Origin of the sequence: Nitratireductor sp. CH_MIT9313-5, from assembly GCF_037029545.1 — a bacterium.
In the GTDB taxonomy this organism is placed as follows: Bacteria; Pseudomonadota; Alphaproteobacteria; order Rhizobiales; family Rhizobiaceae; genus Chelativorans.
Genome location: NZ_JAYMER010000011.1, coordinates 229,953 through 245,524, shown reverse-complemented (window position 1 = coordinate 245,524; position 15,572 = coordinate 229,953). Strand labels below are relative to the sequence as shown.

Sequence of the window (15,572 nt, the reverse complement as noted above, 5' to 3'; positions counted from 1 at the left end):
CACCATGGCTGTAACGATCTTTTCCATCATGGTGGTGCTTCTTCTTCTCGGCTTCCCCATGATGATCCCGCTTATCATCGGATCCTTTGTCGGATTTTACACGCTGTTCGGTGGCTTTGGTCAGCTGGAGACCATGGTCCAGCAGATGATGGCCGGCATTCGTCCGGCATCGCTGATCGCGGTGCCCATGTTCATATTCGCGGCCGACATCATGACGCGCGGTCAGTCTGCCGGGCGCCTCATCGACATGGTCATGTCCTTTGTCGGGCATATCCGTGGCGGCCTGGCGGTCTCGACGGCTGCCGCCTGCACCATGTTCGGCGCCGTATCCGGCTCGACGCAGGCCACCGTGGTTGCCATCGGTTCGCCGTTGCGCCCGCGCATGCTCAAGGCTGGCTACAATGACAGCTTCATTCTCGCGCTGATCGTCAATTCCTCCGACATCGCCTTCCTGATCCCGCCATCCATCGGCATGATCATCTATGGCGTGGTCTCGAATACCTCGATCTCCGAGCTTTTCATCGCAGGTGTCGGCCCTGGTCTTCTGATCCTGCTGCTCTTCTCGATCTACTCCTATATCTACGCCGTGCGGAACAATGTGCCGACCGAAGAAAGAGCAACCTGGGGCGAGCGCCTGCGCACGACGCAAAAGGCGCTGTGGCCGCTTGGCTTCCCGGCAATCATCATCGGCGGCATCTATGGCGGCATTTTCAGCCCGACCGAAGCTGCAGCCGTTTGTGTGCTCTATGCCATCTTCCTGGAGATGGTGGTTTTCCGCGAACTTGATCTGCACGGCCTCTACAAGACGGCCAAGTCGACCGGCCTGATCACGGCGGTGGTCTTCATCCTCGTTGCTGCGGGTGCCGCATTCTCCTGGGTCATCTCCTTCGCGCAGATCCCCCAGCAGATACTCGCCGGCATCGGCATCGACCAGATGGGCCAGATAGGCGTTCTCGTGGTCATCTCAATCGCCTTCTTCATCGGCTGCATGTTTGTCGACCCGATCGTCGTGATCCTCGTGCTGGTGCCGATCTTCGCGCCCGTCGTGGACAATGTCGGACTGGACCCGGTTCTGGTTGGCACGATCATCACCCTGCAGGTGGCTATCGGCTCGGCGACACCGCCATTCGGCTGCGACATCTTCACGGCGATTGCCGTGTTCAAGCGGCCCTACATGGATGTGATACGCGGTACGCCGCCCTTCATCTTCATTCTGCTCTGCGTCTCGGCAGCGCTGATCTTCTTCCCGCAGATCGCGCTCTTCCTGCGTGACCTGGCATTCCGCTAGAAGGACTGAGAATGTTCGAACGGATACTGGTACCGGTTGACGGCTCGCAAGGCGCGCTCAAGGCGCTGAAGCTTGCCGTCGAAATGCAGAAGACGACGGACGCGGAACTGTTGATCCTGACCGTCTACCGGCATCACAGTCTGCGTGAGAAGTCGATGTCCATGGTACGGGCGAGTGATCCAAGCAACATGGACGACGTGCTGCGCGAACATTCCAAGGAGATTGCAGAGCACGCCAAGCAATACGCGCTGGAACATGAAAGCCCTCGCGCCCGCGCCTTTGTGAAGGCGGGCCAACCTGCCCGCACGATCGTGAAATTCGCCAAGGACAAGGACGCCGACCTGATAGTGCTCGGCAGCCGCGGTCTCGGCGATCTGGAGGGCTATCTGCTCGGCAGCGTTTCGCACAAGGTGACGAGCCTGGCCGACTGTCCCGTGATGGTGGTTTGAAGCGACCAGCAAGCGTTCAATGAAAAAGCCCCGGCAGTGATGCCGGGGCTTTTTCGAAACGTGGATATGTCAGCGACTAACGCAGCTCCCGGCGCAGGATCTTGCCGACATTGGATTTCGGAAGTTCATCACGGAATTCCACGTGGCGGGGGCGCTTGTAGCCGGTGAGCTTGTCACGGCAGAACTCGATGATCTCTTCCTCGGTGAGGCTGTCATCCTTGCGCACCACGAAAAGCTTGGGCACTTCGCCCGACTTCTCGTCCGGCACGCCGACGGCTGCGACCTCAAGCACCTTGGGATGGCCTGCAACGACGTCTTCCAGCTCGTTCGGATAGACGTTGAAGCCGGAGACCAGGATCATGTCCTTCTTGCGGTCCACGATCTTCACGAAGCCGCGCTCGTCCATGATGCCCATATCGCCGGAACGGAAATAACCGTCGGTGGTCATCACCTTGGCGGTCTCTTCCGGACGGTTCCAGTATCCGGCCATGACCTGTGGGCCCTTGATGCAGATCTCGCCCACGTCGCCCTGCTTCACTTCCTTGCCGTCCTCGTCGCGGATGGAAACATCCGTGGAGGGAAGCGGCAGGCCGATGGTGGCGGTGAACTCCTTCGCGTTGAAGAGATTGGCTGTTGCGACAGGCGAGGTTTCCGACAGGCCATAACCTTCCGCGATCATGCAGCCCGTCAGCTTCATCCAGCGCTCGGCCACGGCTTTCTGTACCGCCATGCCGCCGCCAAAGGTCAGCTTCAGCGATGAGAAGTCCAGCTTCTGGAAATCCTCATTGTTGAGCAGCGCGTTGAAGAGCGTGTTGAGGCCGGGGAAAACATTGAACTTGTAGTTCTTGAGCTCTTTCACGAAACCCGGAATATCGCGCGGGTTTGGGATCAGCACGTTCTCCGCGCCCAGCTTTACGCCCATCAGCGCATTCACCGTCAGCGCATAGATATGGTAGAGCGGCAAGGCGCAGATATAGATCGAACGGTCGGGCCGCGCCTGATCGATATAGGCGGTTTCAAGCCAGGCCTCGTTCTGCATCACATTGGCCATGACATTGGCATGGGTGAGCATTGCCCCCTTGGCGACGCCAGTCGTGCCACCGGTATATTGCAGGAATGCCACGTCTTCGAGCGAGCATTCCGGCTTGGTGAAGGTTGCGTTGGCGCCCTTCTTCATCGCCGTCTTGAACGGAACATGACCCGGAAGCTGCCAGGACGGCACCATCTTCTTGACCTTGCGAACCACAAGATTGACGATGTGGCCCTTCAGGCCAAGCATGTCACCCATGGTTGTGACCACGACATGTTTCACATCGGTGTTGCCGATGGCCGTCTGCAGGGTCTTGGCGAAGTTTTCCAGAATGACGATCGCCTCTGCGCCGGAGTCCTTGAGCTGGTGCTCAAGCTCGCGCGGCGTGTAGAGCGGATTGACATTCACGACCGTGTATCCGGCGCGCAGTATGGCCATCATCGCGACCGGATATTGCAGGACATTGGGCATCATGACCGCCACGCGTGCGCCCTTTTTCAGGCCCAGCGACTGGAGATAGGCGGCGAAATCACGCGACGCGGATTCCAACTCCGAGAACGTGATCGACTTGCCCATGCAGGTGAAGGCAGGGCGGTCAGAGTGTTTGCGACAGGCTTCCACCAACATTTCGCCAATGGAATTGTGGGTGAATGGCGGGATCTCCGCAGGCAGCACATCGGGATAGGTGTCGAGCCAGGGTCGCCGGCCATTGCTGCTGGCGCCTTTTGGCGCCTTGGAGGTGGTTGCAGTCTTCTTAGAAGCAGGTTTCTTCGTCGCCGAACCTGTCTTGGAAGCGGAGGACGACCTAGCGGTCTTCGCAGTGCCGGAGCGGCTGGACGTCTTGGCCGCGCCCGTCTTGGCCGAACTGTTCTTCCGGGTGGTCGCTTTCGGCGCTGAAGTCGACTTTGTGTCTGCAGTGGTGGCCTTGGTGGTCGTTGCAGCCTTGGCAGGCGCACGCTTGCGCGCGGGCTTTGTGGCCTCACCGCTTGCAGCTTCGGAGCTTGCCGCTTCCGCTGCTGGCTTTGCTGGTGCCTTTCGCGCCCGTGTCTTTGGGGCACTGGTAGGTTTCGTTTCGCTCGACTTCGCCAAAATTTCCCTCCCTGGAAAACGATGTTCTAACTTTAACGTACACGTCAACGGGAAAATGCAAGCCCAAATTTCAAGTACAACCTGCCCCTAAAGGTCTGAGAGCGCCTGCATTCATGGCACTACCTTATGGTGTGAATCCCTTGTGTAGCAAGGGCTTCCTGCAGAAGATCATGCTACTGACCATACCCCTCATGCTCTTCCAGAAAAGCAAGCTCCTCAGAGGTGTTTTCACGGTCAAGCACGCGGTTGCGGTGTGGAAAACGTCCGAAGCGAGCGATGATATCGCGATGCTCGACCGCATATTTGCGCGCGTTCTCGTTGCCCAAGGCGGTGAACAGCTCAACTGCCCGGTCCTGATCCCCCAGCGCTTCCGAATGCATCAGCGGCATGTAGAGGAACTGCTTTTTCTTGGTTTCCAGTTCTCGGTCGAAGCCGCGAGAGACCGCATGATGGCAAAGCTCCAGTGCCAGCGGATCGTATGCAAAGGCGCGGCTCGTGCTGCGGTAGATGTTGCGCGGGAACTGGTCGCACAGAATGATGCCGGCAAGCGCAGCGTCGGGCTCCATACGCACCTCATCGGGCTGCTTCTCCACGAATTCCAGAAGTGTTGGCTCGAACCGGTTCCGGATGGTGTCATCGACTTCCTGGCTGGTCTTGAACCATTGGTCCGGGGTGAGTTCGGAGAACCAGAATTCAAGCACGCGTTCTTTCCAATCAGGTTGCATCTGCAGTCCTCCCGCGACGGTTTTTTGGTGCTGGCACAGGCTGAACCCAATCGCTCTCACGCGCAACAATATTCAGGATATGTGAAATTATGTTGCGGCGAAATGAGAAAGGGGAGTTCCCACCTCGATTGAACTTTGCTTATATGCCCGCTCCAAGAGCCGGGATGGGACGGCTCACATAACTACAGGGAGAAACCTGATGAAAACCCGTTTGACGTTTGCGGCTGCACTCATGGCTGCCACGATGCTCAGTGGCGCTGCAGCAGCCAAGACACTCGTCTATTGCTCCGAAGGCAGCCCAGAGGGATTTGACCCGGCGCTCTATACCGCCGGCACCACCTTCGACGCTTCGTCGAAGCCTGTTTACAACCGTCTCGTGCAGTTCAAGCCCGGCACCACGGAAGTTGTTCCGGGTCTGGCTGAAAGCTGGGAGATCTCCGAGGACGGTCTGGAAGTCACCTTCAAGCTTCGCGAAGGCGTGAAGTTTCACACGACCGACTATTTCACCCCGTCGCGCGACTTCAATGCCGATGACGTGATCTTCTCCTTCGAGCGCCAGCTCAAGGAAGACAATGCCTACAATTCCTATGTTGAAGGCGCTTCCTGGGAATATTTCAACGCCATGTCCATGCCGGACCTGCTCGAATCCATCGAGAAGGTTGACGACTATACGGTGAAGTTCAAGCTGACCCGTCCGGAAGCTCCGTTCATTGCAAACCTTGCCATGGACTTCGCGTCGATCTTCTCGAAGGAATATGCGGACAAGCTGGCAGAAGCCGGCAATGAATCCGACCTGAACCAGAAGCCGGTCGGCACCGGTCCCTTCCAGTTCGTCGCATACCAGCCGGATGCGGTTATCCGCTACAAGGCGCATCCGGACTACTGGGCCGGCAAGCAGCCGATCGATGATCTCGTCTTCGCCATCACCACGGAAGCATCCGTGCGTCAGCAGAAGCTGCTCGCAGGCGAATGCCATGTCATGCCTTACCCGAATCCGGCTGACGTGCAGAGCCTGAAGGACGACGAGAACATCGAGGTGATGGAGCAGGAAGGCCTGAATGTCGGCTACCTCGCCTACAACACCAAGCAGGAGCCGTTCGACAAGCCGGAAGTGCGCAAGGCGCTGAACATGGCCATCAACAAGGAAGCCATCCTTGATGCCGTGTTCCAGGGTGCAGGCCAGGCTGCCAAGAACCCGATCCCGCCGACGATGTGGTCCTATAACGACGAGATCCAGGACGATCCGTACGATCCGGAAGCGGCCAAGAAGATGCTGGAAGAAGCTGGTGTTTCCGACCTTTCCATGAAGGTCTGGGCAATGCCGGTGCAGCGTCCCTACAACCCGAATGCCCGCCGCATGGCCGAACTGATCCAGGAAGACTTCTCCAAGATCGGCGTCGATGTGGAAATCGTCTCCTATGAGTGGGGCGAGTATCTGGAGCGTTCGAAGGCTGAAGACCGCGACGGTGCGGTTCTGCTTGGCTGGACGGGTGACAATGGTGATCCGGACAACTTCCTCGCCGTTCTGCTCGGCTGCGACGCTGTAGGCGGTTCCAACCGTGCACAGTGGTGCAACGAGGAGTTCAACAACCTCGTACAGAAGGCCAAGACGCTTTCCACGCAGGAAGAACGCGCCGAGCTCTACATGGAGGCCCAGGAGGTCTTCAAGCGTGAGGCTCCGTGGGCAACCATCGCCCATTCGGTCGTTCACATGCCGATGCGCAAGGAAGTCACCGGCTACAAGATGGACCCGCTCGGCGGCCACTCCTTCGAAGGCGTGGACATCTCCGAGTAAGCCACTTCACTCTAAGACAGGAACCGGCGGCAGCTTAGAAGCTGTCGCCGGCTTTGCCGTACATGCTTCGGTTTTTTCTTTCCCGGCTGGCGCTGTTGATCCCGACCTTTATCGGTGTGTCCATCGTCGCCTTTTCCTTCATTCGTCTTCTTCCCGGCGATCCGATCATGCTGCTTGCTGGTGAGCGCGGCATGTCGGCTGAGCGCTATCAGGAACTGCGCGCGGTCTATGGTTTCGACCAGCCGATAATCATGCAGTATTTCAGCTATATGGCTGATCTTCTCCAGGGCGATTTCGGCACGTCAATCGTGACCAAGCGCCCTGTTCTCGAGGAATTCCTGACCCTCTTTCCCGCCACGATCGAACTGTCGCTCTGTGCCATCATCGTTGCCATCGCTGTTGGCGTTCCGGTCGGCGTGATTGCGGCCGTGCGGCGCGGATCGTGGCTTGACCAGTCGGTGATGGGTGCCGCCCTTGTCGGCTATTCCATGCCGATCTTCTGGTGGGGCCTGCTGCTGATCATCCTGTTCTCCGGCATCCTTCAGTGGACGCCCGTTTCAGGCCGGATCTCGCTTCTCTACTTCTTCCCCCAGGTGACCGGCTTCATGCTGATCGACAGCCTGCTTTCGGGGCAGAAGGGGGCCTTTGCCTCCGCCGTTTCGCATCTCATCCTGCCGACCATCGTGCTGGCAACGATCCCGCTCGCAGTCATTGCCCGCCAGACGCGCTCGGCCATGCTGGAGGTGCTGGGCGAGGACTATGTGCGCACGGCCCGTTCCAAGGGCCTGCCGCCGCGTCGGGTCATCGGCCTTCACGCGCTGCGCAACGCACTCATCCCCGTCATTACCACCATCGGCCTGCAGGTCGGCGTGCTGCTTGCCGGCGCCATCCTGACGGAGACGATCTTCTCCTGGCCCGGCATCGGCAAGTGGATGGTGGATAGCGTCTTCAAGCGCGACTACGCCGTAGTGCAGGGTGGCCTTCTCCTGATCGCCGCCATCATCATGATCGTGAACCTGATCGTCGACGTGCTCTACGGTCTGATCAACCCCAGAATCAGGCACTGAACAATGTCACAAGCAAAAGACGCCAATGCGGCAATCGGCCTTGAAGGCGGCAAGCAGATTGCCGTCACCCGCCGCGCACGCCTTGCCGAATTCTGGTACTATTTCAGCCAGAACAAGGGTGCGGTCATCGGCCTTTACGTGTTTCTCGCAATCGTGGTCATCGCGCTTCTGGCGCCAGTGATCGCACCGCACAGCCCAAGCGTTCAGAACCGCGGCGCATTCCTTCTGCCGCCCGTCTGGCAGGAAGGCGGCAACTGGTCCTTCATTCTTGGCACGGATGCGGTGGGCCGCGACCTTCTTTCGCGCCTCATCTATGGTGCGCGCTTCTCGCTCTTCATCGGCGTGGTCGTCGTGTCGGTGGCCGTGTCCGTCGGTATTTTCATCGGCCTGATTGCCGGCTATTTCCGTGGTGCGGTCGATACCGTCATCATGCGCGCCATGGACATTATCCTGGCCTTTCCGTCCCTGCTTCTGGCGCTCGTGCTCGTTGCCATTCTGGGACCAGGCCTCGTCAATGCGATGATCGCCATCGCGTTGGTGCAGCAGCCGCATTATGTGCGCCTCACCCGTGCAGCGGTCATGAGCGAGAAGGGTCGCGACTATGTGACCGCCGCGCGCGTGGCAGGTGCGTCGAACATCCGGCTGATGTTCAAGACCATCCTGCCCAACTGCACCGCACCGCTTATCGTGCAGGCAGCGCTCTCCTTCTCCACGGCAATTCTGGATGCAGCAGCACTCGGCTTCCTTGGCATGGGTGCGCAGCCGCCGACGCCGGAATGGGGCACCATGCTTGCCGAGGCCCGCGAATTCATTCTGCGCGCCTGGTGGGTCGTCACCTTCCCCGGCATCGCGATCCTTGTCACGGTGCTTGCCATCAACCTCATGGGCGACGGTCTTCGCGACGCGCTCGATCCCAAGCTGAAGAGGTCCTGACATGGCTGACAACGGACATCTTCTCGAAATCGAGAACCTCACCGTCGAATTCGATACCGCAGGGGGCGTGCTTCGCGCCGTCAATGGCGTGTCGCTTCATGTCGACCAGCGCGAGGTACTGGCAATCGTGGGTGAATCGGGCTCCGGCAAATCGGTCTCGATGCTGGCCGTCATGGGCCTTCTGCCCTGGACGGCGCGCGTGACGGCCGATGCCATGCGCTTTCAGGGCCGCGACATCCTCAATCTGTCGCCGTCGGAGCGCCGCAGGATCGTTGGCAAGGACATTGCCATGATCTTCCAGGAGCCGATTGCAAGTCTGAACCCCTGCTTCACCGTCGGCTACCAGATCGACGAGACGCTGAAGATGCACACCAATCTCAACAGCCGCCAGCGGCGTGACCGCACGGTGGAGCTGTTCCAGTCGGTGGGCCTGCCAAATGCGGGGGATCGGCTCAACGCCTATCCGCACCAGATGTCGGGCGGGCAGTGTCAGCGCGTGATGATTGCCATGGCGATTGCCTGCAATCCCAAGCTGCTCATCGCCGACGAGCCGACCACCGCACTCGATGTGACGATCCAGAAGCAGATCCTCGATCTTCTCGTTTCCATCCAGGAGGAGAAGGGCATGGGCATGATCATGATTACCCATGACATGGGTGTTGTGGCCGAGACCGCCGACCGCGTGATCGTGCAGTACAAGGGCCGCAAGATGGAAGAAGCCGACGTGCTTTCGCTCTTCGAGAACCCGAAGAGCAATTACACGCGTGCCCTTCTCTCAGCCCTGCCCGAGAATGCCACCGGCGACCGCCTGCCGACCGTCTCCGACTTCAACTTCGAAGAGGCACCCGCCGAGGGAGCACAGTGATGAGCGAAATCGTTCTCGAAACCCGCGGCATTACCCGCGACTACCATGTGGGCGGTGGTCTGTTTTCCAAGCAGAAGACCATCCATGCACTCAAGGGCATCGACCTGAAGCTGGAAAAGGGCAAGACGCTCGCCATTGTGGGCGAATCCGGCTGCGGCAAGTCCACGCTTGCCCGCATCATCACCATGATCGATGCGCCGACCAGCGGCGAGCTTTTGATCGACGGCCAGCCGGTCGACATCACCAAGGCCGGGCTTACCTCCGAGATGCGCCGCAAGGTGCAGATCGTCTTCCAGAACCCCTATGGTTCGCTCAATCCGCGGCAGAAGATCGGCGACGTGCTCATGGAGCCGCTGATCATCAACGATAATGTGCCGGCGGCCGAACGTCGCGAACGTGCCATGCAGATGCTGTTGAAGGTCGGGCTGCAGCCCGAACACTTCAACCGCTATCCGCACATGTTCTCCGGGGGTCAGCGTCAGCGCATCGCCATTGCGCGCGCGCTCATGCTCAATCCGCGTCTGCTGGTGCTCGACGAGCCTGTTTCGGCCCTCGATCTCTCGGTGCAGGCACAGGTGCTCAACCTGCTCGCCGACCTCCAGGACGAGTTCGGCTTGACCTTCGTCTTCATCAGCCACGATCTCTCGGTCGTGAAATATATCGCTGACGAAGTGATGGTGATGTATTTCGGCGAAGCGGTGGAATATGGCACGCGCGACGCCGTGTTCTCCAACCCTCAGCACGAATACACGAAGACGCTGTTCGCCGCGACGCCACGGGCGGATGTGGAGAGCATCAGGAAGCGGATCGCGGCAAAGGCTGCTTGATCATTTCCTTGGTCGGCAGTGCCAAGCACACCCCCCCCCTCTGGCTTGCCAGGCATCTCCCCCTCAAAGGGGGGAGATCAGGCGTGGATATGCGGGCGCGTCTTCCGGAAAACTAGCGGGAGCGTAAGCGCAGCGTGCAGCGTCATCCCGGAAGCCGCGGGCTATCCGGGACCTGTTGGATGGACGCACAGGGCGCGGCCTGGATCTCGCCAGGGCACAATTCAGAACCGACGGCTCTTGCTGCGGTGAGCGGCCGCGCCTCTCAATAGGTCCCGGCTCTCGCTTTGCTCGGCCGGGATGACGCTTGCGCTGGAGCGCACCACTACTCACTATTCGCTATTCACTACTCGCTACTCACCGCTCCCGCAGCGCCTTTACCTGCGCGACGAGGCCGGCGGTCGAGGCATCGCGGTCATCCGCTGACTTCTTCCCCTCGACGACCGGCTGGAGTTCGGTGGCGAGTTCCTTGCCGAGTTCGACGCCCCACTGATCGAAGGAGTTGATGCCGAAGAGAACACCTTCGACGAAGACCCGGTGCTCGTAGAGGGCGATGAGGCGACCGAAGGAATAAGGGTCGAGCGTCTCGTAGAGGATGGTGAGCGAGGGACGGTTGCCAGGGAAAACGCGGTGGGGAGCAATCTTCTCGATTTTTTCGGCGTCCATGCCCTTGGTCCGCAGCTGCGCGCGGGCCTCTTCCAGCGTGCGGCCTTTCATCAAGGCCTCCGATTGCGCAAGACAGTTGGCGATGAGCAGGTCGTGGTGGTGCTTCAGTTCCGGCTCGTGCCCCTTGGCGGCGAGGATGAATTCTACAGGAATGACATCCGTGCCCTGATGCAGAAGCTGGAAGAAGGCGTGCTGGCCATTGGTGCCGGGCTCGCCCCAGACAAGCGGACCGGTCGGCGTCACGGCATCGGAACCATCGAGGCGCACGCGCTTGCCATTCGATTCCATGTCGAGCTGCTGGAGATAGGCCGGCAGGCGTGCCAGACGCTGGTCGTAGGGGATGACCGCGCGTGCAGGATAGCCGCGTGCAACGCGGTGCCAGAAACCGATCAGGCCAAGCAGAACGGGAAGGTTTTCGCGCATCGGTGCCTGCCTGAAATGCGTGTCGAGATCACGCGCGCCTTCCAGCATCTTTCGGAAATTGTCCGCTCCCACAGCAATCATTATCGGAAGGCCGATTGCCGACCAAAGCGAATAGCGCCCGCCGACCCAGTCCCAGAAGCCGAAAATGCGGTCCTGATCGATACCGAAATCGGCCACCTTGTCGAGCGCCGTGGAAACGGCTGCGAAATGCGCACTGACAGCATCCTCGCCCAGCGATCTGGCGATCCAGTCCCGCGCGGTGCGGGCATTGGTCATGGTCTCGATTGTGGTGAATGTCTTGGAGGCGACAATGAAAAGGGTCGTGGCCGGATCAAGATCCTTCAACGTATCGGCGATGTGCGCTCCATCGACATTGGAGACATAGTGAAGGCGCGGCCCGTCGTGGAAGGGTGCGAGTGCCAGTGTCGCCATGGCGGGCCCGAGATCGGAGCCACCAATGCCGATATTCACCACATCGGTGAAGGGCTTGCCGCTGGCAGACTTGATGCTGCCGGAGCGCACTGCTTCGGCGAATTTCGACATCGCCTGAAGCACGGCCTCGACGTCGCGCGAGATATCCTGCCCGTCCACCTTGATGGCGCTGTCGGCGCCGGCACGCAGGGCAGTGTGAAGCACGGCACGGTCTTCGGTCATGTTGATGTGCTTGCCGGAAAACATTTCCTCGCGGCGCTCGGCAAGCCCCGCAGCCTGCGCGAGCTTCACAAGGTGATCGAGCGTCTCCTCGGTCACGGCGCACTTGGAATAGTCCAGAAGCAGATCATCAAGGCTGGCTGAATAACGCGCGAATCGATCCCGATCTTTCGCAAAGGCGTCTCGCAGATCGAAGCCGGCAATCGCCTTGGCGTGTTCTTTCAGGGCTTCCAGTGCAGCTTCATACGCGCTCATCAACAACCTCTCCTGACGGTTCGGCGGCAATCTAGGGCGCGGTGCTGCAAATGTGAAGCGCAGCCAAAGCTATATGATATAAGGGTTTTGGTGCAATTCTTTGGTCCAGGCTTGCGAATTTAGTAAGGCATATATAGCATCCGCCCGCGAGAGGTTTGATATGCCAACAAGAAATGACACGGCCCTGTGGGCAGGGCTCTTCAAAATTTCCCCCGATTCCGGACAGACACTGCAGGCGCAGATCCGTCAGGCCATCGTTTCCGCCATTCTGGACCGCCAGATTGCGCCGTCCATGCCATTGCCATCCTGCCGCATCCTTGCGGACAAGCTGGGCGTGGCGCGTGGCACCGTGGTGCTGGCTTTCCAGCAGCTTGTGGACCAGGGTTTCCTGATCGCGCGTGAACGCCGCGGTCACTTCGTCAATCCGGAAGTGTTGGCCTCACCGCCCCGTGCCGCCCGCAAGGGACCGAAGAAAACCGGCCAGATCGACTGGAAGGCGCGTCGCCAGGTCTTTGCATCCGACATGCCTGAAGGCATGAAGCACGGCGACTGGATGCAGTATTCCTACCCGTTTGTTTACGGGCAGTTTGACCCGGCACTCTTCCCGACGGCGGAATGGCGCGAATGCAACCGCATGGCGCTGGCGGTTCTGGAAATCCGAAACTGGGCGGCCGACATGGTCGACAAGGATGATCCGCTTCTGATCGAGCAGATCCAGGCCCGGCTTTTGCCGCGGCGTGGCATTTTCGCCAATCCCGACGAGATCATCGTCACCCTGGGTGCGCAGCATGCGCTCTACATGCTCTCCACGCTTCTGATGATGCGCGGCGCGCGGGTGGCGATGGAAAATCCGGGATATCCGGATGCGCGCTCCATCTTCCGCCTGGCCGGCGCCGAGACGCTGCCCGTCCCGGTCGATCAGGAAGGAATTGATGTCGAGGCCATCCCGCAGGATGCCGACTTCGTCTTCACGACGCCGAGCCATCATTGCCCGACCATGGTCCCGCTCAGCCGCGCACGGCGCGAGGCGCTCCTGGCACGCGCGGAGGAAAACGACTGGGTTGTCATCGAGGATGATTATGACAGCCAGCTTGCCGATGAAACGCCGCAGGAGGCCTTGAAAGGCCTCGATCATACGGGCCGCGTCATCTATGTCGGCTCAATGTCCAAGACGCTCGCACCAGGCCTGCGCCTCGGCTATATCGTGGCACCGGCCGATCTGGTTGCCGAATTGCGCGCGTTGCGCCGCTTCATGCTGCGCCATCCGCCTGCAAACAACCAGCGTGCCGTGGCCCTGTTCCTGTCGCTCGGCCACCACGACGCACTTGTGCGCCGCTTGTCCTCGGCCTTCGAGGAACGGCGGGAGAAGGTGCTGGAAGCGATCCACACCTATATGCCTGAGTGGAGCGCCTGCGATGTGAGAGGCGGCACTTCACTCTGGCTGCAGGGCCCACCCGGCACTGATACCGAGGCGATCGCGAAAGCGGCGGCCCAGCGCAGCGTGCTTGTGGAACCGGGTCCGCGCTTCTTCGACGGACCTGAACGCTCCTCGCCCTATATGCGACTTGGCATTTCATCGATTGCGCTGCAGCAGATCGAGCCGGGTATCCGCGAATTGGCGGCGGTGGCGAACCGACGTTCGGTGGCGGCCTAGACGGCCGCCATCACCACGCCCGCAGCTGCGCAGAAGATGACCACCACCCAAGGCGGAAGCTTCCACAGCGTGAGCAGCATGAAGGCTGTCGCTGCAACGGCAAAGTCCAGCGGCGACAGCACGCCTGCGGCGAAAACCGGGTCGTAAAGGGCCGCGGCAAGAATGCCTACAACAGCGGCATTGGCGCCCTTTATGGCAGAGGCCGCCAGCGGGTATTGCCGGATAGACGCCCAGAAGGGCAAGACGCCGACAAGCAGAAGCAATCCCGGCAAGAAGATGAATACGAGTGCAATGGCGGCTCCGGCGGGTCCCGTCGGGGTAGTCTCCATTACGGCTCCAAGGTAGGCGGCGAAGGTGAATAGCGGGCCGGGAACGGCCTGCGCTGCACCATAGCCTGCAAGAAATGCATCCGCGGAAACAAGGCCCTGTTGAACCGTGCTTTCCTGCAGAAGCGGCAACACGACATGCCCGCCACCGAACACAAGCGCGCCTGCGCGGTAGAAGATATCAGCCAATTGAACGAAGCCACCGTCGCTTGCTCCGTGCAACAGCGGCAGGCCGATGAGGAGAAGGGCAAAGAGGCTGAGCGCGATGATGCCAGCCAGCCGGCTAACGGGGAAGCTCAATGCAGCTGCGCCAGCGTCTTGTTTGCGCCCCAGCACAGCCATACCGGCTGCAGCGCCCAGTAGTATGGCCACAACCTGTCCAAAGGCGCTGGTTGTGATCGCAACGAGCGCGAGGGCGGCCAGCGCAATCGCCGCACGCGGCCTGTCGGGGCAGAGCGAGCGCGCCATGCCCAACAATGCATGCGCAACGATGGCGACGGCAACCAGCTTCAACCCATGAACGAGGCCCTGCCCCAGCGGCCCCTGAAGACTTTCTGCCATGAAGGCGAACAGGACAAGAAAAAGCGCGGAGGGGAGTGTGAAAGCGGTCCAGGCAGCAAACCCACCGAGTGCCCCGGCGCGCTGCAGGCCAAGGCCGAAGCCCACCTGGCTTGAGGCCGGTCCGGGGAGAAACTGGCACAGTGCCACCAGCTCCGCATAGGCTTCATCGGTAAGCCAGGCGCGGCGCTTGACCAGTTCATCGCGGAAATAGCCAAGATGCGCGATCGGACCGCCGAAGGAGGTCAGGCCAAGCTTCAGGAAAGCCGTGAATACCTCCACCGCAGTACCCTTGCCTGCATCGCGCTCTGCTTCAACGGCAGCTTCCATCTGACTCCCCCAGTCACTCGCCCGGTCTGATATGCCGGCTCAGGTTGAGGGCCGGCCATAGCCTTGTTCCATGACAGGACTATTTCACGCCACCTCTTGCAGGCAAGGCTGATGGACAAGAGGACAACGCTGCGATAGCCAGAACAGGACGCGAAGGTGAGGAGACTGTCATGGCAATGGAGATCGAAGGTCAGGAACGCATCGAGGCGCCGGTCCAGAAGGTTTGGGAGGCGCTGAATGATCCTGAGGTTCTCAAGCAGTGCATCCCCGGCTGCCAGGATCTGGAAAAGAAATCCGACACCGAATTTGCCGCGACTGTCTCGCTTAAGATCGGGCCGATCAAGGCCAAGTTCAACGGCGCGGTGGAACTGACCAACCTCAACCCGCCGCACTCCTACACGATCTCCGGCGAGGGCAAAGGCGGGGTCGCCGGCTTTGCCAAGGGTGGCGCTGATGTCTCCCTTGAGGAGGACGGTCCGGAGGCAACCATCCTTTCCTACACGGCCAAGGCCGATGTCGGGGGGAAGATGGCACAGCTCGGCAGCCGCCTCATCCAGTCAACATCGAAGAAGCTGGCCGCGCAATTCTTCTCCGACTTCAACGAATGCGTCAGCGGAAAACCGGCCGAAGAAGCCGTGTGATGC

General features: G+C 60.2%; 13 protein-coding genes. 9 read left to right on the top strand and 4 right to left on the bottom strand.

The genetic code is table 11. The features are described 5' to 3' along the window. The first annotated feature begins 4 nt into the window (after window positions 1-4). Together WA367_RS05230 and WA367_RS05225 are read left to right on the top strand one after the other, a co-directional pair. Window positions 5-1,288, top strand: coding sequence for a TRAP transporter large permease (locus tag WA367_RS05230; RefSeq protein ID WP_336055736.1), 1,284 nt, complete (start codon window positions 5-7; stop codon window positions 1,286-1,288). A gap of 11 nt (window positions 1,289-1,299) precedes the next feature. Next, a complete protein-coding gene (locus WA367_RS05225; protein WP_336055735.1) occupies window positions 1,300-1,737 on the top strand; it encodes a universal stress protein in 438 nt (145 codons plus the stop codon). A gap of 76 nt (window positions 1,738-1,813) precedes the next feature. Here the strand turns inward: WA367_RS05225 and WA367_RS05220 are convergent, their stop codons facing one another. Both WA367_RS05220 and WA367_RS05215 read right to left on the bottom strand, forming a co-directional pair. Continuing rightward, entirely contained in the window at window positions 1,814-3,856 is a 2,043-nt protein-coding gene (locus WA367_RS05220) for a long-chain-fatty-acid--CoA ligase (RefSeq protein WP_336055734.1), read from the bottom strand. Between the two features lie 173 nt (window positions 3,857-4,029). Then, window positions 4,030-4,581 (bottom strand): DUF924 family protein, encoded by a 552-nt coding sequence (locus WA367_RS05215; RefSeq protein WP_336055733.1) that lies wholly within the window; start codon window positions 4,579-4,581, stop codon window positions 4,030-4,032. 199 nt (window positions 4,582-4,780) lie between these two features. Here WA367_RS05215 and WA367_RS05210 point away from each other — a divergent pair, with 199 nt between their 5' ends. The 5 genes from WA367_RS05210 (at window position 4,781) to WA367_RS05190 (ending at window position 10,068) form a co-directional block, all read left to right on the top strand. Beyond that, the gene (locus tag WA367_RS05210; protein ID WP_336055732.1) at window positions 4,781-6,376 is read left to right on the top strand and encodes an ABC transporter substrate-binding protein; all 1,596 of its coding nucleotides are present in this window, start codon (window positions 4,781-4,783) and stop codon (window positions 6,374-6,376) included. Between the two features lie 62 nt (window positions 6,377-6,438). Then, window positions 6,439-7,443, top strand: coding sequence for an ABC transporter permease subunit (locus WA367_RS05205; RefSeq protein WP_336055731.1), 1,005 nt, complete (start codon window positions 6,439-6,441; stop codon window positions 7,441-7,443). A 3-nt stretch (window positions 7,444-7,446) separates the two neighbouring features. Then, on the top strand, window positions 7,447-8,376 hold the full coding sequence (locus WA367_RS05200) for an ABC transporter permease subunit (protein ID WP_244444555.1): 930 nt from the start codon (window positions 7,447-7,449) through the stop codon (window positions 8,374-8,376). 1 nt (window position 8,377) lies between these two features. Further along, window positions 8,378-9,241: an ABC transporter ATP-binding protein gene (locus tag WA367_RS05195; RefSeq protein WP_336055730.1), complete on the top strand. Its 864-nt coding sequence runs from the start codon at window positions 8,378-8,380 to the stop codon at window positions 9,239-9,241. Beyond that, complete coding sequence (locus WA367_RS05190) at window positions 9,241-10,068, top strand: ABC transporter ATP-binding protein (RefSeq protein WP_336055729.1); 828 nt, start codon at window positions 9,241-9,243, stop codon at window positions 10,066-10,068. The genes WA367_RS05195 and WA367_RS05190 overlap by 1 nt, the downstream gene beginning before the upstream one ends. A gap of 354 nt (window positions 10,069-10,422) precedes the next feature. On the opposite strand, the gene pgi is transcribed toward WA367_RS05190, so the two are convergent. Next, window positions 10,423-12,060 carry a glucose-6-phosphate isomerase gene (pgi, locus tag WA367_RS05185; protein ID WP_442935543.1) on the bottom strand — a complete coding sequence of 546 codons (1,638 nt, stop codon included), beginning with the start codon at window positions 12,058-12,060 and terminating at the stop codon, window positions 10,423-10,425. Window positions 12,061-12,220: 160 nt separating this feature from the next. Here pgi and pdxR point away from each other — a divergent pair, with 160 nt between their 5' ends. Next, window positions 12,221-13,714 (top strand): MocR-like pyridoxine biosynthesis transcription factor PdxR, encoded by a 1,494-nt coding sequence (pdxR, locus tag WA367_RS05180; RefSeq protein WP_336055727.1) that lies wholly within the window; start codon window positions 12,221-12,223, stop codon window positions 13,712-13,714. On the opposite strand, the gene chrA is transcribed toward pdxR, so the two are convergent. Beyond that, a complete protein-coding gene (gene chrA / locus WA367_RS05175; RefSeq protein WP_336055726.1) occupies window positions 13,711-14,928 on the bottom strand; it encodes a chromate efflux transporter in 1,218 nt (405 codons plus the stop codon). The genes pdxR and chrA overlap by 4 nt on opposite strands. A 170-nt stretch (window positions 14,929-15,098) precedes the next feature. Between chrA and WA367_RS05170 the strand changes: the two genes are divergently transcribed. Next, complete coding sequence (locus tag WA367_RS05170) at window positions 15,099-15,569, top strand: SRPBCC family protein (protein WP_336055725.1); 471 nt, start codon at window positions 15,099-15,101, stop codon at window positions 15,567-15,569. Window positions 15,570-15,572: the final 3 nt, after the last annotated feature.